This window comes from Streptomyces sp. NPDC056580 (assembly GCF_042793175.1).
Lineage (GTDB): Bacteria > Actinomycetota > Actinomycetes > Streptomycetales > Streptomycetaceae > Streptomyces.
Genome location: NZ_JBHTVE010000001.1, coordinates 590,172 through 612,910 on the forward strand (window position 1 = coordinate 590,172; position 22,739 = coordinate 612,910).

The 22,739-nt window shown below is 73.9% G+C and carries 18 protein-coding genes and 2 pseudogenes; 14 read left to right on the plus strand and 6 right to left on the minus strand.

What is annotated here, in order from left to right; translation table 11 throughout:
* Window positions 1-38: 38 nt before the first annotated feature.
* Window positions 39-812, minus strand: a complete 774-nt coding sequence (locus ACFQ9Z_RS02760) for an MHYT domain-containing protein (protein ID WP_383009908.1) — start codon at window positions 810-812, stop codon at window positions 39-41.
* Window positions 813-964: 152 nt separating this feature from the next.
* Between ACFQ9Z_RS02760 and ACFQ9Z_RS02765 the strand changes: the two genes are divergently transcribed.
* Together ACFQ9Z_RS02765 and ACFQ9Z_RS02770 are read left to right on the plus strand one after the other, a co-directional pair.
* Window positions 965-1,564, plus strand: coding sequence for a class I SAM-dependent methyltransferase (locus ACFQ9Z_RS02765; RefSeq protein WP_383009910.1), 600 nt, complete (start codon window positions 965-967; stop codon window positions 1,562-1,564).
* A gap of 32 nt (window positions 1,565-1,596) precedes the next feature.
* Window positions 1,597-1,968 (plus strand): annotated as a pseudogene (locus ACFQ9Z_RS02770) (PadR family transcriptional regulator); the annotation flags it as partial.
* On the opposite strand, the gene ACFQ9Z_RS02775 reads toward ACFQ9Z_RS02770, so the two are convergent.
* Window positions 1,945-2,814 (minus strand): oxygenase MpaB family protein, encoded by an 870-nt coding sequence (locus ACFQ9Z_RS02775; protein ID WP_383010310.1) that lies wholly within the window; start codon window positions 2,812-2,814, stop codon window positions 1,945-1,947. The pseudogene ACFQ9Z_RS02770 and the gene ACFQ9Z_RS02775 overlap by 24 nt on opposite strands.
* 131 nt (window positions 2,815-2,945) lie before the next feature.
* On the opposite strand from ACFQ9Z_RS02775, the gene ACFQ9Z_RS02780 reads away from it, so the two are divergent.
* Window positions 2,946-3,242 carry a hypothetical protein gene (locus tag ACFQ9Z_RS02780; protein ID WP_383009912.1) on the plus strand — a complete coding sequence of 99 codons (297 nt, stop codon included), beginning with the start codon at window positions 2,946-2,948 and terminating at the stop codon, window positions 3,240-3,242.
* A 158-nt stretch (window positions 3,243-3,400) separates the two neighbouring features.
* Window positions 3,401-4,240 (plus strand): hypothetical protein, encoded by an 840-nt coding sequence (locus ACFQ9Z_RS02785; protein ID WP_383009914.1) that lies wholly within the window; start codon window positions 3,401-3,403, stop codon window positions 4,238-4,240.
* Between the two features lie 53 nt (window positions 4,241-4,293).
* Here the strand turns inward: ACFQ9Z_RS02785 and ACFQ9Z_RS02790 are convergent, their stop codons facing one another.
* Window positions 4,294-4,476, minus strand: a complete 183-nt coding sequence (locus ACFQ9Z_RS02790) for a hypothetical protein (RefSeq protein ID WP_143629017.1) — start codon at window positions 4,474-4,476, stop codon at window positions 4,294-4,296.
* A 396-nt stretch (window positions 4,477-4,872) separates the two neighbouring features.
* On the opposite strand from ACFQ9Z_RS02790, the gene ACFQ9Z_RS02795 reads away from it, so the two are divergent.
* A complete protein-coding gene (locus ACFQ9Z_RS02795; protein ID WP_383010312.1) occupies window positions 4,873-7,635 on the plus strand; it encodes a DEAD/DEAH box helicase in 2,763 nt (920 codons plus the stop codon).
* A complete protein-coding gene (locus tag ACFQ9Z_RS02800) occupies window positions 7,632-8,945 on the plus strand; it encodes an SWF or SNF family helicase (protein WP_383009916.1) in 1,314 nt (437 codons plus the stop codon). The genes ACFQ9Z_RS02795 and ACFQ9Z_RS02800 overlap by 4 nt, the downstream gene beginning before the upstream one ends.
* A 292-nt stretch (window positions 8,946-9,237) precedes the next feature.
* Here ACFQ9Z_RS02800 and xylA read toward each other — a convergent pair whose 3' ends face one another.
* Window positions 9,238-10,404, minus strand: coding sequence for a xylose isomerase (xylA, locus tag ACFQ9Z_RS02805; RefSeq protein ID WP_383009918.1), 1,167 nt, complete (start codon window positions 10,402-10,404; stop codon window positions 9,238-9,240).
* A 185-nt stretch (window positions 10,405-10,589) separates the two neighbouring features.
* Here xylA and xylB point away from each other — a divergent pair, with 185 nt between their 5' ends.
* The 6 genes and pseudogenes from xylB (at window position 10,590) to adh (ending at window position 17,556) form a co-directional block, all read left to right on the plus strand.
* Entirely contained in the window at window positions 10,590-12,035 is a 1,446-nt protein-coding gene (gene xylB, locus ACFQ9Z_RS02810) for a xylulokinase (RefSeq protein WP_383009920.1), read from the plus strand.
* 64 nt (window positions 12,036-12,099) lie between these two features.
* Window positions 12,100-13,323: an ROK family protein gene (locus ACFQ9Z_RS02815; protein ID WP_383009922.1), complete on the plus strand. Its 1,224-nt coding sequence runs from the start codon at window positions 12,100-12,102 to the stop codon at window positions 13,321-13,323.
* Between the two features lie 363 nt (window positions 13,324-13,686).
* Window positions 13,687-13,851 (plus strand): annotated as a pseudogene (locus ACFQ9Z_RS02820) (acetamidase); the annotation flags it as partial.
* A gap of 121 nt (window positions 13,852-13,972) precedes the next feature.
* Window positions 13,973-14,575, plus strand: a complete 603-nt coding sequence (locus ACFQ9Z_RS02825; RefSeq protein WP_383009924.1) for an N-acetylmuramoyl-L-alanine amidase — start codon at window positions 13,973-13,975, stop codon at window positions 14,573-14,575.
* A gap of 78 nt (window positions 14,576-14,653) precedes the next feature.
* A complete protein-coding gene (locus ACFQ9Z_RS02830) occupies window positions 14,654-15,976 on the plus strand; it encodes a GAF domain-containing protein (protein WP_383009926.1) in 1,323 nt (440 codons plus the stop codon).
* 56 nt (window positions 15,977-16,032) lie between these two features.
* On the plus strand, window positions 16,033-17,556 hold the full coding sequence (adh, locus tag ACFQ9Z_RS02835; RefSeq protein ID WP_383009928.1) for an aldehyde dehydrogenase: 1,524 nt from the start codon (window positions 16,033-16,035) through the stop codon (window positions 17,554-17,556).
* A gap of 100 nt (window positions 17,557-17,656) precedes the next feature.
* Here the strand turns inward: adh and ACFQ9Z_RS02840 are convergent, their stop codons facing one another.
* Window positions 17,657-18,448 carry a hypothetical protein gene (locus ACFQ9Z_RS02840; RefSeq protein WP_383009930.1) on the minus strand — a complete coding sequence of 264 codons (792 nt, stop codon included), beginning with the start codon at window positions 18,446-18,448 and terminating at the stop codon, window positions 17,657-17,659.
* A 470-nt stretch (window positions 18,449-18,918) separates the two neighbouring features.
* Between ACFQ9Z_RS02840 and ACFQ9Z_RS02845 the strand changes: the two genes are divergently transcribed.
* Window positions 18,919-19,326, plus strand: coding sequence for an STAS domain-containing protein (locus ACFQ9Z_RS02845; protein ID WP_383009932.1), 408 nt, complete (start codon window positions 18,919-18,921; stop codon window positions 19,324-19,326).
* A 397-nt stretch (window positions 19,327-19,723) separates the two neighbouring features.
* Window positions 19,724-20,977: a hypothetical protein gene (locus tag ACFQ9Z_RS02850; protein WP_383009934.1), complete on the plus strand. Its 1,254-nt coding sequence runs from the start codon at window positions 19,724-19,726 to the stop codon at window positions 20,975-20,977.
* On the opposite strand, the gene ACFQ9Z_RS02855 is transcribed toward ACFQ9Z_RS02850, so the two are convergent.
* Window positions 20,961-22,739 carry an asparagine synthase-related protein gene (locus ACFQ9Z_RS02855; protein ID WP_383009936.1) on the minus strand — a complete coding sequence of 593 codons (1,779 nt, stop codon included), beginning with the start codon at window positions 22,737-22,739 and terminating at the stop codon, window positions 20,961-20,963. The two genes, ACFQ9Z_RS02850 and ACFQ9Z_RS02855, sit on opposite strands and share 17 nt — an antisense overlap.

The following is a 22,739-nucleotide window of genomic DNA, read 5'->3' on the forward strand; positions in this document are numbered from 1 at the left end:
CTCGGTGGGTGGGACGGGGGTCCGGGGCCGGGCTCCGGCTAGCGGGCCGGGCTCTGCACGGGGCGCTGTGCGGAGGCGGACGCCTCGCGCTCGCCTGCCGTGGGCGAGAGGGCGACGAAGGCCGAGGTGAGGAACAGATAGGACCCGAGGCCGACGGCGAGGGGGAAGATGAACTGCATCGCCGTGGCCCCGGGCAGGGGGTCGCCGGAGGGGGTGACGCGCACCCGCACCGCGAACATTCCGGTGTAGTGCATGCTGCTGACGGCCGCTCCCATGACGAGGGAGGCCAGGGCGACCGCGAGGGGCGACTTGATGTTGAGCCCCGCCCACAGGGCCACGGTCGCCGCGACGACGGCGATCAGCACCGAGATGCCGACGAGGACGGGCTGGTACGTCACGCCGCCGTGCAGGCGTACGGCTGCCATGCCCAGGTAGTGCATGCTGGCGACGCCCAGCCCGGTGGTGAGCCCGCCGAGCAGGAGCGCGCGGTTGCGGTCCCGGCTGTAGCCGACGGCGAAGACGCCGGCGCAGACGACCGCCATGGCGACGACCAGGCTGAGGATGGTCAGGGGTATGTCGTAGCGGATGCCGGTGCCGCTGACGCGGAAGCCCAGCATGGCCACGAAGTGCATGGTCCAGATGCCCGTGCCGATCGCGGAGGCCCCGGTGAGGAGCCAGTTGCGGCGCGACCGGCCGGTGGCGGCGAGCGCGCGGACGGTGCAGCGCAGTCCCAGTGCGGCGCCCGTGCAGGCCATCAGGTACGACAGCACGGGGGTCAGCCAGCCGAAGGCGGCGTGGTCCAGGTGTCCCATGGCCCCGGGACGCTAGCCGGGGCAGGGGCGCACAAAGGGGGCGCATTTCGAAAGGTGTTGGAATATGACGCAGAGAGGCGGCGGAACGATCGGGTCTCGCCCGAACGTGTGCGCCCGAGTGTCCCCCGTGTCGGTGAGGGATCATGCGGAACATGAGCGACGACCACACACACGTCCAGGAGTTCTTCACCGCCCGCGCCGCCGGATGGGACAGCAGGTTCCCCGACGACGGCCCCGCCTACGCGGCCGCCGTGGCGGCGCTCGGACTGCGTCCGGGCGACCGCGTGCTCGACGCCGGCTGCGGTACGGGCCGCGCGCTGCCGCCCCTGCGCGCCGCGGTCGGGCCGGCCGGGGTGGTCGCCGGTATCGATCTGACCCCGGCGATGCTCCAGGCCGCCCGCCGGGCAGGCCGGGATCAAGAAGGGGGACTGCTGCTCGCGGACGTCGCCGCGCTGCCGCTGCGCGGCGGTGTCCTGGACGCGGTCTTCGCCGCCGGCCTGATCGCGCACCTCCCCCGGCCCGTGGAGAATCTGCGGGAACTGGCCCGTGTGGTGCGTCCGGGCGGCACGCTGGCGCTGTTCCACCCCATCGGCCGGGCCGCCCTGGCGGCGCGTCAGGGGCGGCAGATCACCCCGGACGACCTGCGGGCCGAGGCCAACCTCGGCCCGCTGCTGGAACGCGCCGGGTGGCGCATGACCTCCTACGTCGACGAGGACGCCCGCTTCCTCGCGCTGGCGGCGCGGGAGGACTGACCGCGGGGGCGCGTCAGCGCTGTCCGGCCACGGCCGCCACGCCGGGCGCCGTCGCCGCGCCGCGGCGCGTCATGACGCTCACCGAGGAGGGCAGGCGGGAGCTGCGCCGTCGCCTGGCGGAGCCCGGACAGCGCGAGATCACCGACGAGAACCACTGGTTCACCCTGCTCGCGTTCCTCCGGCGCCTCGGCGATCCGGCCGCTCAGGCGACCGTGCTGCGCCGCCGGCTCGCCTTCCTGGAGGAGCCGGCGAGCTTCTTCTATGACGGCGACCGGCCGCTGAGCGCGGAGGAACTGGACGATCCGTTCCGGCGCGGCGTCCTCACCATCGCACGGGCCACGAGCCGGGCCGAACTCGCCTGGCTGAGCGACACCCTTGCCTCACTCGGGGACGTCACCCGCTGAGGCGCCCAGGTGCCGCACCGGGCAGCCGCCCATCCCCGGAACCGGGCGGGTGCCCAGGTCGGCCGGACGGTAGCCGTTCGGGTAGCTCTTGATCTCCCGGTTCTGCCGCGCGAAGTGCGGTGCGCGGCGGGGCGGGAGCAGCCGGACCAGCCGGCTGCGCGTCCGGACCGCGCGGCGCACGAGCGCGGAGGAGACAGGGCCCGGCGGCTCGTAGCGGAAGGCGCGCAGCAGGGGTTCGTCGAGGAGGGCGAGCGTGGCCGTGCGCAACAGGGGCGCCAGCGGGCGCGGATACCAGGACGCCATCAGCTCGAGCGTGGCGTCGGAGACCCGCCGGGCCTGCTCGTCCCAGGCGAAGTGCGCCTGCTCGTAGCCGTCGAGCAGCGCCTCGAACTCCTCGTAGGTCTCCGGGACGCCGGGGATGCCCAGGTGCCGGCCGAGGGTGCGGTAGTACTCGGTGGCGGCGACGACCTCGTGCCGGGACAGACGGCGCCAGCCGTAGGCGTCGATCCAGCGCCGGGGCACCACCACGAAGGTTGACAGCACGTACCGCATGTCGTCGTCGCTGATGTCGTAGCTGCGGTGCATCTGGTTGATGCGGCGGATCGCGGTGCGGCCCTCGGGGGCTGCGAAGCCGTGTTCGACGACGGTGTCCAGGAGCAGCGCTGTGTCGTCGTAGCGCTTCTGCGCCCGCTCGGTCAGCTCTCCCGTCCGTGCGAGCAGCCGCCCGATGGAGGGTACGGCGTAGGTGCGGTACAGAGCGAGTTCGAGGGCCCGGGTGTAGTCCCACGGGAATTCGAACGCCGTGCTGAGCCGGTAGATCTCGTGAGCGTCCGCCACCGGGTCCATCCGCCGGATCCGCCTGAGCCGGTCGAAGCGCACCGTCACTGCCCCCTTCTACCGCTGGAGCTTCAACTCTACGTTGAACAGAGCCGGATGGGTGGTCGATGACGACCCCGTTCAGAGGAAGGCGGGTCCCCGTGTTCGACACGATGCGCAAGTACGCCGCCAGGCTCCGCACCTCCCCGCGTGCGGAGGCGGCGGAGGGCCGGGAACGGCCTCCGCACAACTTGTTCGAGGCCGCGGCGGCCTACGTGGCGGCCCGCACGGCGGACGACCAGGACGGCATCGACGACGCGGCGGCGTGGGTGTCGCCGGAGGCGCTGTCCTTCGGGGTGAGCGAGCTGGCGTGCCGGGCGGTCGTCGCGCTGGCCCTGGAACGCAACGAGTCACCCCGGGCGGTCGCCCGTGACCTCCTGGGCCTGCCGGCCGCCTGAGCCTGGTGCCGGCCGCGGGTCAGGGCCTCCCGCCGGAGAGCCGTTTCGCCCCTGTCCAGGCGGAAACCTGCAGCTCCGCGTGGTGTGGGGAGTCGTGACAAGCACCTCCCCCGCACACTAGGGTGCGCGCCGATGGACGAACCACTGGGAGGGCTGTGATGGCCGGGACGGACGAGCAGGCCGTCGCCGCCGCGGACGAGGCGCTGTATGTGCTCACGGCGGTGCTGCTGACGCCCGCACAGTTCCCGAGCGTGCTGGGCGACGACTACCCGGAGGCCTGCGCGGCACTGGGTCTGGCGCCGCGCGCCGACGGGTACGGCCTGGTGCTGGGGCAGGACGGTGACGGCGCCCGCTGGACGGTCGCCATCGACGACGTCTCGCTGGTCGCCGTGGCGATCGCGTCCTGGGACTGCGGCATGGAGTACGAACTGTCGCCGGACGAGAACACGGTGGTGGCCGCCCTGCCGGGCTGGCCACTGGCGCTCGCCGTCGCCGCACCGGGGGTGCCCGCACCCCATGACCCCACTCCGGACGCCGCGGACGGGCCCGCGCTGGCCCCGCCGGACACCAGCTCCTGGGGGCCGGCCCAGCGACGCCTGGGCGCCGACGAGATCGCGCTTCAGTGGGCGGTCTGGCGGGAGCAGCTCGGCGACGACTACGCGCCCTCCGACAGGCGGTCCCAGGCGGCTCAGTCCCCGGCGGACGGCGGCGAGAGCGGTCCCAAGCCCGGCCACCAGGGCATCCGGCGCGTACTGGCCGAGGCGCGCGCCTACATCGACTCGCCGCCGCCGCTCGGCCGGGTCCGCTCCTCGTTCGCCCCGGGCGACGCCCGCACGCTGCGGGCCGACGGCCCCGGCTGGTCGATCGTGGCCCGCACCGACGACATCGCGTTCGTCCTGCTGGACGAGGAGCCGGGCGAGGTGCTGCCGGTGGGCCGGGGCCCCGAACTGCCCGGCCTTCTGGAGGCGCTCGACAAGATCGCCGTTCGGCCTCTGTGAGCCGGTGGAGCCGTGCCGCCCCCGTGGTGGCACGGCTCCTGCCGGCCGGCCCCTCAGCGGCCGAGCTCCTTTCTCGAGACGCGGCGGAGCCTTCGCCGTTGCGAGGGGTCCAGGGCCAGGTAGGCGGCGACCGGGACCCCCACCACGATGAGGAACGACACCCACCAGGGCAGCCAGATCAGCAGGAGCAGACCGACCGCCACGCCCCCTGCGGCGATCTTCGCGTTCTTGGACATGAGCGTCGCCTCCTCCGCGGCAGCTCTTGCCGCTCTCTGCCTTGAGAACGGCCGCACGCTCCCCGCGGTTCCGGGACCTGACCCTGAGACATCCCCGAGACACATCCCCTAGTGGCCCGCGTCACAGTCCGGCCGTTCGAGCCGGCCCCGCGGCGTGCTGTACCCTCGGCCGCTCCGAGCCGGTAGTCAAATTTGAGGAGTGCGGGCAGAGTCGTGCAGAGGATCACCAGCGAACCGTCCGAGCCGTCCGAACTCCCTGACCTGTGCGAGCCGTCCGAACTCGCCGAACTCCCCGAACCGTCCGAGCCACCCGAGCCGTGCGGCCCGCCCGGGCCCTCGGAGCTGAACCGCTGCTGCGCGGTCTTCCTCCCGTCCGATCCGCCCCGCGCGGGCACGATGGCCTTCTGGCGGCCCGACGGCGAAGCACCGCCTGCCGCCGCCGAGGGCTCCGTCGCGGAGCTCGACCTGGTGCTGCCCGCGCCGGACGGCGCCGTGGAGCGGGTGCGGCTGCCCGCCCTGCTGCTGCCGGTCCGCGCGGCCCTCCCGGTGCTCACCCGGCCGGAGCCGGACGGCCGGCACCGGGCGACCGCGTTCTGGGGCACGGCCGGCCTGCTCGCCCTGCGGTTACTGGCGCGCGGTCTGCTGCTGCCCGGCCTCTCGCCGGCCGACCACGACATGTGGCGGGTCGGACCGCTGTCCGCGCGCGACGCCGAGCTGGTCCGTGAGCTCGCCGCCGCCATGCCCCCGGAGGCGCACGCCACGCCTCTCACGCTGGACGGCCGGCCCCGCCTGCCGGACCCGGAGCGGCTGGTGCGCTCCTTCCTGGACGCCGTCGCCGACGCCCTGCCCCGCTCCCCCGCCGCCCAGCTCGTGGCGGGCGGCGCCGCGTTCGCCGCGCCCGAGCCCCAGCACCTGCCCGGCCTGCGCGGGTGGGCCGACGACGTCGCCGCCGGCCACGACACGGGCGTACGGCTGTCGTTGCGTGTGGAGGCGCACGGGCTCCGCGACGGCACCCGCGAGGTTCACGACGCCGTGCGGTTCCGCGCGGTGCTCCAGGTGCACGCTACGAGCGGGACGGTGGACGTCGTGGACGCCGCCGGGCTCTGGTCCGGCCCGACAGCCACGCGTGAGGCGTTCGGCCCGCGCGCGCGGGCCGACACGCTGCTGGCCCTGCGGCGCGCGGTCCGGGCATGGGCGCCGCTGACTCCCCTGCTCACCGCCGCCGTGCCCGACGTGGTGCACCTCGCCGACGAGGAGATCGCCGACCTCCTGGGCGAGGGCGCCCAGGCCCTGGCAGCCGCCGGCGTCGACGTGCACTGGCCGAAGGAGCTGTCCCGCGGGCTGACCGCGCACGCGTCCGTCGGCCCGCCGGACGGGCAGGCCCCGGCACGGCCGGCGTTCCGCTCCGCGCATGACCGGCCGGTGCTCCGGTGGTCGTTCGCACTGGGCGGGAAGGACCTGTCGCGCGCGGAACTGGACCTGCTGGCCGAGGCCAAGCGACCCCTGGTCCGGTTGCGCGACCGGTGGGTGCTCGTCGATCCCAGCGAGGCGGCTCGCGCGCGCGGCCGCGAGGACCGTTCCATCACCCCGGTGGAGGCCTTGGCCGCCGCCCTGACGGGCTCCACCGAGGTCGACGGCCACCGGGTCGACGTGCGGCCCACGGGGTGGCCGGCGCAGCTCAGGGAACGGCTCGCGGACCCGGAGGCGGCCGAGCCCGTGGGACCGCCTCCCGGTCTCGCGGCCACCCTGCGGGACTACCAGTCGCGCGGCCTGGGCTGGCTGGCCAGGACGACGGCCCTCGGGCTGGGCTGCTGCCTGGCCGACGACATGGGCCTTGGGAAGACGGTCACCCTGATCGCGCTCCATCTGCACCGGCAGGCGGACCCCGAGTCGGCCGGCCCCACGCTGGTGGTCTGCCCGGCGTCCCTGCTCGGCAACTGGCAGCGCGAGATCGGCAGGTTCGCGCCCGGCGTCCCGGTGCGCAGGTTCCACGGCCCCGGGCGCGGCCTCGACTCCCTCTCCGAGGGCGAGTTCGTCCTCACCACCTACGGCACCATGCGCATGGACGCCGAGCGGCTCGCCGGAGTGCCCTGGGGGATGGTCGTCGCCGACGAGGCACAGCACGTGAAGAACCCCTACGCGGCGACCGCGGGCGCACTGCGCTCCATCGACGCACGCGCGCGCGTGGCGCTCACCGGCACACCGGTCGAGAACGACCTCACGGAGCTGTGGGCGATCCTCGACTGGACCACGCCGGGGCTGCTCGGCCGCCTGGGCGACTTCCGCATGCGGTACGCGCGGCCCGTCGAGGGCGGCGGGGACCCGGCCGCCGCGGAGCGTCTGGCGCGGCTCGTGCGTCCGTTCCTGCTGCGGCGCCGGAAGTCGGACCCTGGCATCGCGCCGGAACTGCCGCCGAAGACCGAGACCGACCATCCCGTGGCCCTGACGCACGAGCAGACCGGCCTGTACGAGGCGTTCGTGCGCGAGACCCTCGGCCAGATCGCGGACGCCGGCGACATGGCCCGCCGGGGCCTCGTCGTGAAGCTGCTGACCGGGTTGAAGCAGATCTGCAACCACCCGGCGCAGTTCCTCAAGGAGGAAGATCCGGAACTCGCGGGACGCTCCGGCAAGCTGGAACTGCTCGACGAGCTGCTCGACACCATCCTCGCCGAGGGTTCGGGGGTGCTGGTCTTCACGCAGTACGTGCGCATGGCCGGGCTGCTCGAACGGCATCTGAAGGCCCGCGGGGTCCCTTCGCAACTGCTGCACGGGGGCACCCCGGTCGCCGAGCGCGAGACGCTGGTGCGCCGCTTCCAGGACGGTGCGGTACCCGTCTTCCTGCTGTCACTCAAGGCCGCGGGAACGGGCCTGAACCTCACCAGGGCCGAGCACGTGGTGCACTACGACCGCTGGTGGAACCCCGCGGTCGAGGCGCAGGCCACCGACCGGGCGTACCGCATCGGGCAGACCCGGCCCGTGCAGGTGCACCGGCTGATCGCCGAGGGAACCGTCGAGGACCGCATCGCGGAGATGCTCGGGCGCAAGCGCGCGCTCGCGGACGCAGTGCTCGGCGCCGGCGGGGCCGCGCCGGTGGAACCGACGGAACTGACGGACGCGGAACTCGCCGCACTGGTGGAACTGCGCGGGGAGGCGCGATGAGCAGTCACGGCCAGGAGCAGGACAGCGGCGTGGAGCGCCAGTTCGCCGCGTTGCCGCCCGCGCGCGGGCGGGCGTTCGCGCGGACCTGGTGGGGCCGCGCATGGCTGGCGGCACTGGAGGACGCGGCACTGGACGCCACCGCGGTGAAGGCGGGGCGCCGGCTCGCGCGCGCGGGCGAGGTGGGCGCGGTGACCGTGCGGCCGGGACGGATCACCGCCGTCGTCCGGGAGCCGAAGGGCACGGCGCACCGGGCCGACGTCCTGGTGCCCGAGTTGTCCGAGCTGGAGTGGGCCCGGTTCCTCGACCTGGCCGTGGAGCAGGCCGGACATCTGGCGGCGCTCCTCGACGGGGACCTGCCGTCGCACCTGATCGAGGACGCCGCGGTCAGGGGGATCGAGCTGCTGCCCGGGCTCGGCGACCTGGAACCCGAGTGCGACTGCGGCGAGTGGGACCACTGCGGTCACACCGCGGCCCTGTGCCATCAGGTGGCACGGCTGCTGGACGAGGATCCGTTCGTGCTGCTGCTCGTGCGCGGCCGGGCGGAGAGCAGGTTCCTGCGCGAACTGCACCAGCGGAGCAACAAGCCCCCGGACGATCCGGCGGAGCCGGGCGAGGCGGACGCGAGCGAGGGCGTGGACGCGGCGGAGGCGTGGGCGGCCGCGGACATCCTCCCCGCGCTCCCCGCGCTGCCCGCCCTCCCGGAGGCGCCCGGCGGTCCGCCGTCCTACGAGGCGGGCACCGCACCGGTGCCGGCACTCGATCCCGAGGTGCTGCGGTACCTGGCCGGGAGGACGGCCCAGCAGGCCCACCGGCTGCTGGCACAGGCCCGCGGCAGCGGTGGTCCCGAGGCGCCGGACCACCGCGAGCCGGCGGCGGCCGTGGACGTCGTACGGCTCGCCGACGCCGACGGCGCCGTTCCCGACGCCGTGGCCGAGCGGCTCGCGCATGGATCGGGGCGGGGCCGCGAGGGGCTGGCGAGGGCCGTTCGTGCCTGGCGCCTGGGAGGCGCCGCGGCCCTGGCCGTGCTCGACGAGGAGTGGCAGGTCCGGGACGTGGCGCTCGCACGCGCGCGTGCGGCACTGGACGCGGCCTGGGAGGCGGACGATCGGCCGTCGTTCCTGTCGGTCGGCAACCGGTGGACGGTCCCGGACGAAGAGGTACAGCTCCGCCTCGGGCGGGACGGCCGCTGGTGGCCGTACCGGAAGGAGGACGGACACTGGCTTCCGGCCGGCGCCCCGGACCGGAACCCGGCGACAGCGCTGGCCGCGGCGCGACTCGGCCCGGAGGCCGGTACGCCCGCGGGCGGCTGACGGCCGTCACTTCCACACCGGCGGGACACCGGCGGCGGGACCGGGGCCCGCTGGGCGATGCCCGCCGACCCCGCCGCCGGACGGCAGCAACAGGCGCCCGGGCGGACGCCGAACCCGGCCGGCGTCCGCCGCCGAATCGACCCCAGCCGCCCGCCGGATCACGGCGTCCGACCTGGGCCGCCCCGCGGATCACCGTGCCGGACCCGAACCGCCCACCGGATCACCGTTCCGGACGCCGGCCGCCCCCCGGATCGCGGCTCAGGACCCCAGCCGCCCGGCGGGCTTGCCGGTCTCAGCCCCGGGCGCCCAGCAGGTGGTCCATGGCGAGCTGGTCGAGCCGCTCGAAGGCCATGCCGCGCGCGGCGGCCGCCGCCACGTCGAAGTCCTCGAAGGCCGCGCGGTCGGCGAGCAGTGCCCGCAGGCCGTCCGACGCGGTGGGCTGGGCGAGTCCGTCCAGCCGCGAGGCGCGCAGCGCCTCCTGGACCTCCGGGTCGGCGCGGAACGCCGCCGCGCGCTCCTTCAGGATGAGGTAGTTGCGCATGCAGCCGGCCGCCGACGCCCAGACGCCGTCGAGGTCCTCGGTCCGCGGCGGCTTGAAGTCGAAGTGGCGGGGCCCCTCGTAACCGGCGCTCTCCAGCAGGTCGACCAGCCAGAACGCGGCCCGCAGGTCGCCGGCGCCGAACCGCAGGTCCTGGTCGTACTTGATGCCGGACTGGCCGTTGAGGTCGATGTGGAAGAGCTTGCCCGCCCACAGGGCCTGCGCGATGCCGTGCGGGAAGTTCAGCCCGGCCATCTGCTCGTGGCCCACTTCGGGGTTGACGCCGTACAGCTCGGGGCGCTCCAGGCGCTCGATGAAGGCCAGCGCGTGGCCGACGGTGGGCAGCAGGATGTCGCCACGCGGCTCGTTGGGCTTGGGCTCGATGGCGAACCGGAGGTCGTACCCCTGCGAGGTGACGTACTCGCCGAGGAGGTCGAAGGCCTCCTTCATGCGGTCGAGCGCCGCGCGGACGTCCTTGGCGCCGCCGGACTCGGCGCCCTCGCGGCCGCCCCAGGCGACGTACGTCTTCGCGCCCAGCTCGGCGGCCAGGTCGATGTTGCGGATCGTCTTGCGCAGGGCGTAGCGGCGGACGTCGCGGTCGTTGGCGGTGAACGCGCCGTCCTTGAAGACGGGGTGCGTGAAGAGGTTGGTGGTGGCCATCGGCACGGTCATGCCGGTGGCGTCCAGGGCCTGCCGGAAGCGCTTGATGTGGGACTCGCGCTCGGTGTCCGAGGACCCGAAGGGGATCAGGTCGTCGTCGTGGAAGGTCACTCCGTGGGCGCCGAGCTCCGCCAGGCGCTGCACCGTCTCGACCGGGTCGAGGGCGCGGCGGGTGGCGTCGCCGAACGGGTCCCTGCCCTGCCAGCCAACGGTCCACAGGCCGAAGGTGAACCTGTCATCGGGGGTGGGCTGGTAGTTCATGCCGCGGCTCCTTGCTTGGTACGACTATTTCGTCATGGCCGTTTACAAATTAGTATGCGCACGCACCTCTGGGAAGAGACAAGGTGTGTCCTCGCCGGCGGGGGATCCGTTCCACCGCCGCCGCGGACCTATGTCCTGCCGGGTCACGGCACATCCCGCGGAGCCGCGGAAAGAGGGAGAGCCCGATGTCAGCAGCCGAGGGTCCGCTCGTCGTGGGCGTGGACACCTCCACCCAGTCCACGAAGGCACTGGTCGTCGACGCGGCCACCGGCGAGGTGGTGGCGAGCGGCCAGGCGCCGCACACCGTGTCCTCGGGGGCGGGCCGGGAGAGTGACCCGCGCCAGTGGTGGGACGCCCTGTGCGAGGCGCTGCGCCAGTGCGGCGAGCCGGCGCACGAGGCCGCCGCGGTGTCGATCGGCGGCCAGCAGCACGGCCTGGTCACGCTGGACGGGCACGGCGAGCCGGTGCGCCCGGCACTGCTGTGGAACGACGTCCGCTCGGCTCCGCAGGCCCGTCGGCTCGTCGAGGAGCTGGGCGGCCCGAAGGCGTGGGCGGAGCGGACCGGCAGCGTGCCCGGTGCGTCGTTCACGGTGACGAAGTGGGCCTGGCTGGCCGAGCACGAGCCGGAGGCCGTCCGCGCCACCAGGGCGGTGCGGCTCCCGCACGACTACCTCACCGAGCGGCTGACCGGGCAGGGCACGACCGACCGCGGCGACGCGTCCGGCACCGGCTGGTGGGCCGCGGGCACGGAGGCGTACGACGAGGAGACGCTGGCCCATGTGGGGCTCGACCCGGCGCTGCTGCCCCGGGTGGTGCGGCCCGGCGAGGTGGCCGGCACCGTGCGCGACAGTCACGACCTGCCGTTCTCCAAGGGCACGCTGGTGGCCCCGGGCACCGGTGACAACGCCGCAGCCGCGCTGGGCCTCGGGCTCAGGCCTGGCACGCCGGTGCTGAGCCTCGGCACGTCGGGCACGGTGTACGCGGTCGCCCGGCGCCGCCCCGCCGATCCGACGGGCACGGTGGCCGGTTTCGCGGACGCGCACGGGGACTGGCTGCCCCTCGCGTGCACACTGAACTGCACCCTCGCCGTGGACCGTGTCGCGGCGCTGCTGGGCCTGGACCGGGAGGCCGTGGAGCCCGGCGCCTCCGTCACCCTGCTGCCGTACCTGGACGGCGAGCGGACCCCGAACCTCCCCCACGCCTCCGGTCTGCTGCACGGGCTGCGTCACGACACGACGGCCGGCCAGTTGCTGCAGGCGGCCTACGACGGGGCGGTGCACGCACTGCTCGGCGCGCTCGAACTGGTCCTGGAGGAGGACGCGGACCGCACCACGCCGCTGCTGCTGATCGGCGGTGGAGCCCGGGGCGCCGCCTGGCAGCAGACGGTACGGCGGCTGTCGGGGCGGCCGGTGCAGGTCCCCCGGGCCGGGGAACTGGTGGCCCTGGGTGCCGCCGCACAGGCCGCGGGCCTGCTGACCGGGGAGGATCCCGGCGCGGTCGCCCGCCGCTGGAACACGGCCGCCGGCCCGGTGCTGGAGGCCGTGCAGCGGGACGAGGCGACGCTGGCCCGGATCAGCGGGGTACTCTCCGACGCGGCCCCGCTGCTCGAGCGGGGGACGGAACCGCGCTGAGGCCGGGACCCGCCCCGAGCGGGAGTCCTGGGCCGGCCGCACACACCGAGGACTGACGAAGGGCATGACCGCACCGCTGCACGAGGACCGCTCGCGCGGTACCGGACGCTCCCTGCCTGACACTCAGCAGGGCATGCGCCGGCGCAACCTCGCCCGGGTGATGCACGCCGTCAGCGCGGCCGGTCCGCTGTCCCGGGCCGCGGTCGCCTCACACATCGGGCTGACCCGGGCTGCGGTGTCGACCCTCGTGGACGAGCTGATCCGCTGGGGTCTGCTGGAGGAGCTGGGCCCGGAGCGGCCCGGCCGGGTGGGCCGTCCCGGTTCGGCGCTCGCGGTGAGCGGACGCGGCCCGGCCGGCATCGGGGCGGAGATCGGCGTGGACCATCTCGCGGTGTGCGCGGTCGACCTGCGCGGCACGGTCCGCACACGCGCCGTGCGGTACGGCGCGAACCGGGGCCGGGCCCCGGAGCCGGTGCTCGAGGAGCTGACGGAGCTGGTGGGCCGGGTCGTGGCGGAGGCGGGGCGGGAAGGCCTGTGGCCCGCCGGGCTCGCGGTCGCCGTGCCGGGACTCGTGGCGCGCGACGGCCGCACCGTCGTACGCGCCCCGAACCTCGACTGGCACGATGTGGACCTCGGTTCGCTGCTGCCCGGCGGGCCGCCGCTGACCGTGGACAACGAGGCCAACTTCGGCGCCATGGCGGAGCTGTGGCTCGGCGCCGGCACACCGCGCGACTTCCTGCACGTGTCGGCCGAGATCGGCATCGGCGCCGCGGTGGTCGTGGACGGGCGGCCGCTGCGCGGAACCCGCGGTTTCGCGGGCGAGCTGGGCCATGTGCCGGTCCGTCCCGACGGACCCGCCTGCCCGTGCGGAGGGCGCGGCTGCCTGGAGCAGTACGCCGGCGAGGAGGCGGTGCTGCGCGCGGCCGGCCTCGAGCCGCGCGAGAACCTGGCCGGTCTGCTCGCGGAGCGCGCCGAGGAGGGCGACGAGGCCGTACGCCGGGCCCTGCGGGACGCCGGCTCGGCCCTCGGCATAGCCCTGACCGGGGCCGTCAATCTGCTCGACCCCGAGACGGTGGTCCTGGGCGGCGCGCTCGCGGGCCTGTCCCCCTGGCTGCTGCCCTCGCTGGAGGCGGAGTTGGCGGACCGTACGGCGGGACCGGTCTGCCCGGTGTCCGTGTCAGGACTGGGCCCCGAGGGTCCGCTGCTCGGCGCGGCCCACTATGTCGTCCGCGCGGTGCTCGACGATCCGGCGACGGTCGCGGAACGGCCCGCGGCGGCGCGCGGCTGACGCACCGCGGCTCACGGCCGGGCCCGGGAGCCGGGGTGGAGGCCGGGCCCGGGCACCGGCAGTGGGCCTCCACCGGGGAACGGGCCCGGCCCACCACGGAGCAGCGGGCCTGACGGACCGAGCCGGCGGACCGCCCTCACCCGATCGGGCGGCCGAGTTGTTCACAACGCGCGCCCTGTCCACCGATCCACGGCGCACTCTTCTGCCCAACTTCCCCACGCCGTACCGTGATTCGCACGCGAAGCATCCGCCACCCCATCGCAGCCGTGTCTGCGCGGCGGTGCCTCTCGCGGCACGGAACACACACATCGAGTGAGGCCGGCTGCCGCCCCTCGGGGGGAAAGGCGCCGACACGCACGGGGAGGAGTGAGCGTGGAGTGCGAGACGAGCACGGTGGTGACAGTCGGCCGCCTCGGGGGTGGCACCGCCCCTTGGCCCCGGTTGGAGTCAGACACGCGGCCGATCTCGACCGGCTCGGCGCGTCCGCTGGAGGACGCGTTCCCGATACCGCAGCTTGACCTGGTGCGGTGACTGACGCACGACACGCACGCGCGACCCGCGCGGAACCGTAGCTCCCCCCACTGACGTCGCGTCAGCCGTCCACGGCACGTCCCCCGTCCCCCCACCCGCTCCCGAAAGGCAGCCGACGATGGACACGAACCGGCCCCGACTCCAGCTCAGCAGAAGACGGATCCTGATGGGCGCGGCGCTCGCCGCGGTCCCGGGCGCGCTGCTCCCCGACGCCCCCGCGGGAGCTCTGGCAGCCGTCGACTACCCCGCGGCCGAGTGGCAGCCGGCGGTCTCCACCAACTACACGGCGTCGAACCGGCCCGCCAGCTACACCATCGACCGGGTCATCATCCACATCACCCAGGAGACGTACAACGACACGCTCGCCATCTTCCGCAATCCCGACAAGAAGGTGTCCGCCCACTACGTGGTCCGTTCGGCGGACGGTCACGTGGCCCAGTGCGTGCGCGAGGCGAACGTCGCCTGGCACGCGGGCAACTGGGACTACAACACGCGCAGCATCGGCATCGAGCACGAGGGCTGGGTGGACCAGCCGGCGTACCTCACCGACGCCCTCTACGAGCAGTCCGCGAAACTGACGGCCGCCGTCTGCGCCCACTACGGCATTCCCAGGGACAGACAGCACATCATCGGCCACTACGAGGTACCCGGCAGCAACCACACCGATCCCGGGCCGCTGTGGGACTGGGTTCGCTACATCAGACTGGTCAATTTCGCCTAGGCGGCTGTCGAACCGGTTGTCCCCGCCGACCCGCCGCGTGACGATGGAGCCAGCCGTTTCACCGTCCGGGAGGGCCAATTGACCGATCCCTGGGTGGCCCTGGAACCGGGGGCCGACCCCGCCGAGCGCGTCCTGGCGCTGCGCCGGGCGCACGAGACGTTCACGACGGCGGGCACGGTGCCCCGCCCGGTGCGCTCGGTGGTGGCCGAGTCGTGGCGGCGCAGCGCGCGGGCCGGTGTCGGGCCGGACTGCACCGCCAACGTGGAGCTGACCGACGGCGACCTCGGCGCCCACCGGGCCGAGCACCCGCTGGCCAGGGTGATGCCCCTGTTCCGGGAGCTGATGGGCTCGTTCGCCGCCGACGGCGAGCATCTGCTGGCGGTGTGCGACGCGCACGGCAGACTGCTGTGGGTGGAGGGGCACCCGGCGACCCGGCGCCGGGCCGACCGGATGAACTTCGTGCCGGGCGCGCTCTGGTCCGAGGCGGCGGTGGGCACCAACGCGCCGGGTACGGCGGTCGCGCTGGACCGGCCGGTGCAGGTGTTCGCGGCGGAGCACTTCATACGGCAGGTGCAGCCGTGGACCTGCGCTGCCGCGCCGGTCCACGACCCGCACACCGGGCGGGTGCTGGGCGCTGTCGACATCACCGGTGGCGACGGGCTGGCGCACCCGCACAGCCTGGGCTTCGTGCAGGCGGTGGCCCGGGCCGCCGAGTCGCAGCTCGCGCTGCTCGCGCCGCCCCGGCACGCCGAGGAGACGGCCCTGCTCAGCGCGCTGGGCCGGGACGAGGCCGAACTCCGGCTGCGCGGACGGCGCGTCCGGCTCGGCCGCCGGCACAGCGAGATCCTCGTGCTGCTGGCCCGCCACCCCGAGGGGCTGACGGGTGACGAACTGCTCTGCGCGCTGTACGAGGACGAGGCGGTGACCCCGGTGACGCTGCGGGCCGAGCTGGCGCGGCTGCGGCGCCTGATCGGGCCGGGGCTGCTCGCTTCCCGGCCGTACCGGCTGACGGTGGCGGTGGAGTGCGACGTCACCGTGGTGGAGCGGCGACTGGAGGCGGGCGCGCTGACCGGGGCGGTGACGGCGTACACCGGTCCGCTGCTGCCGGGTTCCCAGGCCCCGGCGGTGGTACGGCTCCGGCGGCGCCTCGCCGACGGGATGCGGTCGGCGCTCGTCGCCCACCGCGACCCCGACCTGCTGGCCGGCTGGGCGCGCACCCCGTGGGGCGAGGACGACCTGGAGGTGTGGCGGGCCCTGGCGGCGGTGCGGCCGTCGGCTTCGGTACGGGCGCGGCTGGCGGCGCTGGAGGGCGAGCTGGCCCTGCCGGCACCGCCGCCGGGCCGGGTGCCCGCGCCGTCTCCGGGCCGCGGCGCAACGTACTCGCAACGTCCGCGCGCCTAGCCTCGCGGCGAGAGCTGCCCAACGGCGGGCAGCGCTTCACCGGGAGGCAGACCAGCATGACCCGTTACGCGGCGCCCGGCACCGAGGGCGCGATCGTCTCCTACCAGGCGCGCTACGACCACTTCATCGGCGGTGAGTACGTTCCGCCGGTGCGCGGGCAGTACTTCGAGAATCCGTCACCGGTCAACGGGCAGCCGTTCACCGAGGTCGCGCGCGGCACCGCGGAGGACGTCGAGCGGGCGCTGGACGCCGCGCACGAGGCCGCGCCCGGCTGGGGCCGCACCTCGGTGACGGAGCGTTCCGACATCCTGCTGCGGATCGCCGACCGCATGCAGGCGAACCTCGAGGCTCTCGCGGTGGCCGAGAGCTGGGAGAACGGCAAGCCGGTGCGTGAGACGCTGGCGGCCGACATCCCGCTCGCCATCGACCACTTCCGCTACTTCGCGGGCGCCATCCGCGCGCAGGAGGGCTCGCTGAGCGAGATCGACGACGACACGGTGGCGTACCACTTCCACGAGCCGCTCGGTGTGGTCGCGCAGATCATCCCGTGGAACTTCCCGATCCTGATGGCCACCTGGAAGCTCGCGCCGGCGCTCGCCGCGGGCAACGCGGTCGTCCTCAAGCCGGCCGAGCAGACCCCGGCGTCCATCCACTACTGGGTGAGCCTGATCGCCGACCTGCTGCCGCCGGGCGTGCTCAACATCGTGAACGGCTTCGGCGTGGAGGCGGGCAAGCCGCTGGCCTCCAGCCCGCGGGTGGCGAAGGTGGCGTTCACCGGGGAGACCACGACCGGGCGGCTGATCATGCAGTACGCCTCGGAGAACATCAAGCCCGTCACGCTGGAACTGGGCGGCAAGTCGCCGAACATCTTCTTCGACGACGTCTGGGCGCACGACGACGACTTCCGGGACAAGGCGCTCGAAGGCTTCACGATGTTCGCGCTCAACCAGGGCGAGGTGTGCACCTGCCCCTCCCGGGCGCTCGTCCAGCGCGGCCACTACGCCGAGTTCCTGGAGGCGGCGGTGGCCCGTACCCGGCAGATCAAGACGGGGCACCCGCTCGACACCGACACGATGATCGGCGCGCAGGCCTCCAACGACCAGCTGGAGAAGATCCTCTCCTACCTGGACATCGGCCGGCAGGAGGGCGCCAAGGTGCTCACCGGCGGCGAACGCATCGAGTACGACGGGGAGCTGAAGGGCGGCTACTACGTCCAGCCGACCATCTTCGAGGGTGACAACCGCATGCGGATCTTCCAGGAGGAGATCTTCGGACCGGTCGTCTCGGTGGCCTCCTTCGACGACTTCGACGACGCCATCAAGATCGCGAACGACACGCTGTACGGCCTCGGCGCGGGTGTGTGGTCCCGCGACGTCAACACCGCCTACCGCGCGGGCCGCGCGATCCAGGCGGGCCGCGTGTGGACGAACTGCTACCACGCCTACCCGGCACACGCCGCGTTCGGCGGCTACAAGCAGTCCGGCATCGGCCGGGAGACGCACCGGATGATGCTGGACCACTACCAGCAGACGAAGAACCTGCTCGTGTCGTACTCGCCGCAGAAGCTGGGCTTCTTCTAGGCCCGGGAAAGGGGCGCCCGGCCGGGCAGGTGTCCGGCCGGGCGCCCTTCCGCGCGCGTCCGGGGCGGCGAGTCGGAGCACGCCCCCGTTCAGCGTCCCGTCACCGCACGACGTCGCGCTGGACGTCCTTGCGGGAGGCGGCCAGGTAGCCGACGAAGCCGAGGATCGCCACCGTCCAGGACAGGGTGACCGGCCCCAGACCCAGGCCGAGTCCGCCCCTGCCGTGGCCGACGGCCATCCAGTCGGCGACAGAGGCGCCGAGCGGGCGTGTGATGACGTAAGCGGCCCAGAACGCGGCCACCGCGTTCAGGTTCCCCCACCGGTGAGCGACGGCCGGCACCGCGATCGCGGCGGCGTACAGGACGGCGGAGCCCAGGTAGCCCAGGCCGATCGTGGCGGTGAGGTCGCCCGCGGCGGTGCCCAGTGCGAACGTGGCGAGCACGGCGGCCCAGTAGAAGGCCTCCCGGCGCCGGGTGTGGATGCTGTGGATGGACAGGGTGCCCTCGCTGCGGTACCAGAGGGCGAAGACGGCTGCCAGGCCGGCCAGGAAGAACGGGGTGGAGAGCGTGTACGGCACGCCGAGGCCGACGTGCAGGACGTCGGCTGCCATGGTGCCGAACACGCTGACCATGACGATCGCCGTCCAGTAGATCCAGGCCACGTACCGGCGGACGGCGAACTGCACCGTCAGGGCGGCCACCAGGCCGATGCCGCCGAGGCCGACAGCGGGGACCGGCCCGAGCACCTGCGCCAGGAAGTCGGAGGCCGTCTCCCCCATGCCGGTCGTCAGCACCTTGATGATCCAGAAGTAGACGGTCACCTCCGGCACCTTGCTCGCCGCTTGTCGTACGTGGCGCAGCGGCCGCTTCCCGATGAGGTGATCTGTCGTCATGGCAGGCACGATGACACGCCCGGCAGCCGTTGCCCCAGACCCCTTTGCCAGAGCTTTGGCGCCTCTGGTGCTCACGTTGCCCGAGACCCGTCCGGGCCTGAACACATCCTGAACACGATGGCCGGCGAGCTGGTCAGCGGCGCGCGACCGGTGATATCCGCGACCACCCGAGGTCGGCGTTGCGGCCGAGGAGCAGCGGCTCCCCGGTCGCTCCCTGCAGCTCGCCGCCGGACGCCCCTTCTCGGCCCGCGGCCGGGCCGGGCGACGATACACGCTCTTCCTGCCGATATATCCTGTCCTCACGACACTCCGCCCAGCCGCACGTGCCAGGCCCCGGCCCCGGGCGTCGCGAGGCGGCCGCACACCTCCGTGACCCGGCAGGCCCACTGAAGGATCACGCGGTTGCGGGCCGCCGGGCTCGCCGAGCGGCCGGCCGAGGGCCGGTGAGCGGCACGGACGAGGGAGCGGCCATGCGCACGAACATCATCCGGCACGAGAAAATGATGGTGAGCTACGACGTGGTCGGCGACTGGACCGTCGTCGAGGTCGACGGTGAGCCGGACGCCCACACCGCCCCCATGATCCGCGAAGCGATGATCAGGCTCCTCGACGAAGGACATCGCCACTTCGTGCTGGACCTGGGCTTTGTCGGGTTCATGGACTCCATGGGGCTGGGCGTGATCGTCGCGATCACGAAGCGCATCCGGGAGCACGAGGGCTCGTTGCGCATCGCGTGCTCCTCGGGCCGGGTGCTCCGGCTGTTCGAGATCAGCGGCATGCGCGAGAGCTACGAGATCTACGCCTCGGCAGCGGACGCGACGCAGTCCGCCCCTTCGCCCGACAGCCTCGCGTACTGGCCGCACCCCTCCCCCGGCTGAGGAGCGCGCCGCTCCTCGGCCGGGTGGCGGGGCGGCGGCCGGTCGCCCGCAGCTCACCGTGCCGGGCGCGGGAGAGCGCGGCCGGGGACCTGCGGGGCCCGCCGACCGCGGGAGCGAAGCCGTGGGAGCGCCGCCAGGTCCCACGTCCGGGGGCGCCGGATGGCGGCCCGGCCGGTCACGACGGACGATGAGGGCGAACCCCCGGCACGGCGGCGGGCCGACCGCTGCCGCGTCGCACACCTGCGTCCCCGCACGGCACAGGTCAGTCTCCGCCTCGCGCACATGGGCGCCCGCTCCCGCACGGGCAGGTGCGCGACCCACGGTCCCAGGAGGTGATCGGGTGCGGACTCCCCCCAGGCCCCGCGCCGGCTTGCGCCCGAAAGCGGTACGGCCCTCGGTGCAGACCTGGCAGTCACGGGTGTCGCTCGCGGTGATGCTGCTGACCCTGATCGCGACGACGGCGCTGCTGGCCCGGTTCGGCACCGAGGACTTCGCCCACGCGCTGACCTTCCCCGGCCGGATCACCGGCGCCGTCCTGCTCGTGGTCGCGCTGACGACCCTGCTGGGCGCCGCCGGGGTACTGGACCACTGGGTGCGGCACTCCTTCGCCTACTCCGGCCTGGTCGCGCTGATCGGTTCCTTCGCGGCTCTGCTGACCAACGTCCTGATCCTGGTGGAGATGGTGAGGGACGGGGATTCCAAGTGGTTTCCGACGCTGTTCGCCGCGCTCTCGGCGGGTTCCGCGTGGGCAGTCGTCACGGTGTGGCGGACGTCGGTCGTGATTCCCGCTCCCAAGCGGGTGGCCGCCGCGGTGATCGTCTCCTCGGTCATCGCGGTCGCCAACTTCGGCTACCAGAACCTCTATGTGCCGTACCAGCGGGAGACCAGGCCGCTCATCACGCTGTCCATGGGGAAGGCGGTGCTCAGCAAGGACCGCAAGGCCTTCTCCGTACCGGTCGACATCACGCTCCGGAACAGCGGTTCCGTGGGGTTCTACGTCCTCGGCACCGAGTTCCACGCCATGGGGTTACGGGTGCCGCTCAGCCCGCGGGACCGGCTCCGCCAGCAGTGGCGCGACGACGCCGAGCAGTGGAGCAGGTCCTCCGAGGTGAACCCGCTCTCCCGCCGGGAGGTCCACCAGCCGGGGGAACTGGTGGAGGCGGAGCCGTGGATGCCGCAGGGCCAGTGGATCGAGGCGAGCGACACCTTCGCCACGCGGCTGGTGGTGCAACTGCCCATGGACACGCCGTACGACCAGGTGGCGTTCTACGCCACCGCGAGCCTAGCGCGCAAGGACCGGCTCGTGCTGCAGCCGCCGCTGAACTTCGTGGCCAACTCCTGGGACGGGCACCAGGCCACCGGGCTGCTGAAGGAGGATCAGAAAAGGGGCGTCGACTCCCTCATCTACCGCGCCCGGGTGCACGAGAACAACGCGCTCGACGAGTACACGAGGGACCCGCGTTTCGTCACCGTCTACTGGAAGTTCGGCCCGCAGGGCGCGGACGTGATCACGTCCATAGCGCGCCAGGGGGAGCAGGACCGCGTCCTGAGCGGGGCGGAGCAGCGCGAGCTGGTGAGCCGCTACGGCCTCGTCGACCTCATCGCGGGCCCGCAGCTGCGGACCCTGTGGGACGTCAAGAGCCAGCGTTGAGCCGCTCCAGCCAGGCCACCAGGGCGAGCGACCTGTTCACCCGGTCCCAGGAGTACGAGTCCCCCGTCCCGAGACGGGCCTCCAGCACCGCCCGGCACAGCGTCTCCACGTCGAACATCTCCTCGACCAGCGGATGCCGGGCGGAACGGCACAGGGCGACGAGTTCGTCGCCGTGCGCCCGCAGGCCACGGGCGTAGAGGTCGTCGAAGGGCACCTTGACCGCCCTGCCGGCGATCGGAGCGGGCAGCAGGTCCGTCATGGCCGCGCGCAGGACGGCCTTGGGGCGGCCCGGCTCGAATGTGACCGCGGCGGGGAGTCGTCTCATGGTGGCGATCACTTCCGGGTCGAGGAAGGGGTGCGAGAGGAGGAAACCGTCCCGCTGCGCCCGCTGCCAGGACAACGGGTCGGGAGCGGCGAGGTAGTTGGCGGCGTCGTACAGCGACCGTTCCGGTCTGCTCCCGAACGCGAAGCGGCTCTCCGCGATGCCGGCCTCCCGGTAGCCGTGAGCCCGCGCGAACCCGGGCCTCAGCCACGGGGGGCGGCTGAAGGTGCCGAGTCCGCCGAGCACCGTGCCGCCGCGGAGGAGGGCGGTGACCCGCTCGGTCGCGAGCGGAAGCGCCGGCTGGACCACGTAGGCGTGGACGACGTCCCGCAGTCCCCGCTCGCTTCCCACGGCCCAGGCCCGTGCCTGCCGGGTCATCTCCCGGAGCCGGCCCGTGCGGGCGAGCCTGTGCAGGAGGAACGGGTTGGCGTCGGCGACCGGATCGGCCCCGCAGCCGGTCAGGAGGGTGTCGCAGCCCAGCTCGGCGGCCGCGGTGTGGAGCCTGCTCCAGAACGGTGCGCGGAAGGCGTGCGGATGGGGTTCGTCCGCTTCTCCCGCGTGCTGCTCGAAGTCGTCGAAGTCGGCCACGTCGTCGGCGTCGACGATCAGGGTCCGGGCGGCGGGCGCGTGCCGGCGGATCTCCTCCACCGCGATGTCCAGATAGGGCCGCTCAGCGGCCAGCTCGCCGCGGGAGAAGCGCCCGGCGAGCAGGACCAGTCGCTCCGGGCCGTCGCGTCCGCCGGCCAGCGCGCGTGCGGCGAGCAGTGCGACGCTGGTGGAGTCGGTGCCGCCCGAGACGTGGCAGGCCGTCGCGGCGCCCATGCGACACCGGACGGCGTTCTCCAGGACCGTGCGGAGTTCCCGCGCCGCGTCGGCGCGGGTCGGTCCGTCGGCCGGCCGCACGGGCGGGCCGGTCACCCGGCGGACGGGCGGCGGCGTGAGGCCGCGCACCCGGCCGGTGCGGGAGAGCTCCACCACCTGGCCGCCGAGGACGCGGTGGACTCCGGTGAACGGGGTGACTTCCGTGTGCGGTTGCGCCGTGTTCCCGGTGAGGTACCGGCAGAAGTAGCGGGGGTCCAGCCCGGTGGCGCTCCCCAGGCCGCTCGCGGAGGTGCTCACGGCGTTCACCCGGTCGGCGGACCCGCGGAAGAACAGGGGGACGCGTGCCTGCTCGTCGCGCATCAGGAGTACGCGGTCCCGGTACACCAGTACGGCCGCGTAGTCGCCGGCCGGCAGCGGCGGGGCGGGCCCCGGCCGGGCGAAGGCGGCGAGGAGGCCCAGCGCGCCGGCCTCCCGGTGGCGGGCCGAGCCGGCCCAGCCCACGACGGCCGCGGTGCCGGCCGGCGAGCGGACCGTCGTCACGAGGCCCTGGCGCACCATGCCGTCGGCGGTCCGCAGGACCGGTGCGCCACCGGCCCATTCGAGGCGAAGCGCCTCCAT

What these genes read in the sequence shown, in the direction of transcription:
- ACFQ9Z_RS02760 (WP_383009908.1), bottom strand. Translation starts at nt 812, where the DNA reads ATGGGACACCTGGACCACGCCGCCTTCGGCTGGCTGACCCCCGTGCTG.
- ACFQ9Z_RS02765 (WP_383009910.1), top strand. Translation starts at nt 965, where the DNA reads ATGAGCGACGACCACACACACGTCCAGGAGTTCTTCACCGCCCGCGCC.
- ACFQ9Z_RS02775 (WP_383010310.1), bottom strand. Translation starts at nt 2,814, where the DNA reads ATGGACCCGGTGGCGGACGCTCACGAGATCTACCGGCTCAGCACGGCG.
- ACFQ9Z_RS02785 (WP_383009914.1), top strand. Translation starts at nt 3,401, where the DNA reads ATGGCCGGGACGGACGAGCAGGCCGTCGCCGCCGCGGACGAGGCGCTG.
- ACFQ9Z_RS02790 (WP_143629017.1), bottom strand. Translation starts at nt 4,476, where the DNA reads ATGTCCAAGAACGCGAAGATCGCCGCAGGGGGCGTGGCGGTCGGTCTG.
- ACFQ9Z_RS02795 (WP_383010312.1), top strand. Translation starts at nt 4,873, where the DNA reads ATGGCCTTCTGGCGGCCCGACGGCGAAGCACCGCCTGCCGCCGCCGAG.
- ACFQ9Z_RS02800 (WP_383009916.1), top strand. Translation starts at nt 7,632, where the DNA reads ATGAGCAGTCACGGCCAGGAGCAGGACAGCGGCGTGGAGCGCCAGTTC.
- xylA (WP_383009918.1), bottom strand. Translation starts at nt 10,404, where the DNA reads ATGAACTACCAGCCCACCCCCGATGACAGGTTCACCTTCGGCCTGTGG.
- xylB (WP_383009920.1), top strand. Translation starts at nt 10,590, where the DNA reads ATGTCAGCAGCCGAGGGTCCGCTCGTCGTGGGCGTGGACACCTCCACC.
- ACFQ9Z_RS02815 (WP_383009922.1), top strand. Translation starts at nt 12,100, where the DNA reads ATGACCGCACCGCTGCACGAGGACCGCTCGCGCGGTACCGGACGCTCC.
- ACFQ9Z_RS02825 (WP_383009924.1), top strand. Translation starts at nt 13,973, where the DNA reads ATGGACACGAACCGGCCCCGACTCCAGCTCAGCAGAAGACGGATCCTG.
- adh (WP_383009928.1), top strand. Translation starts at nt 16,033, where the DNA reads ATGACCCGTTACGCGGCGCCCGGCACCGAGGGCGCGATCGTCTCCTAC.
- ACFQ9Z_RS02840 (WP_383009930.1), bottom strand. Translation starts at nt 18,448, where the DNA reads ATGACGACAGATCACCTCATCGGGAAGCGGCCGCTGCGCCACGTACGA.
- ACFQ9Z_RS02845 (WP_383009932.1), top strand. Translation starts at nt 18,919, where the DNA reads ATGCGCACGAACATCATCCGGCACGAGAAAATGATGGTGAGCTACGAC.
- ACFQ9Z_RS02855 (WP_383009936.1), bottom strand. Translation starts at nt 22,739, where the DNA reads ATGGAGGCGCTTCGCCTCGAATGGGCCGGTGGCGCACCGGTCCTGCGG.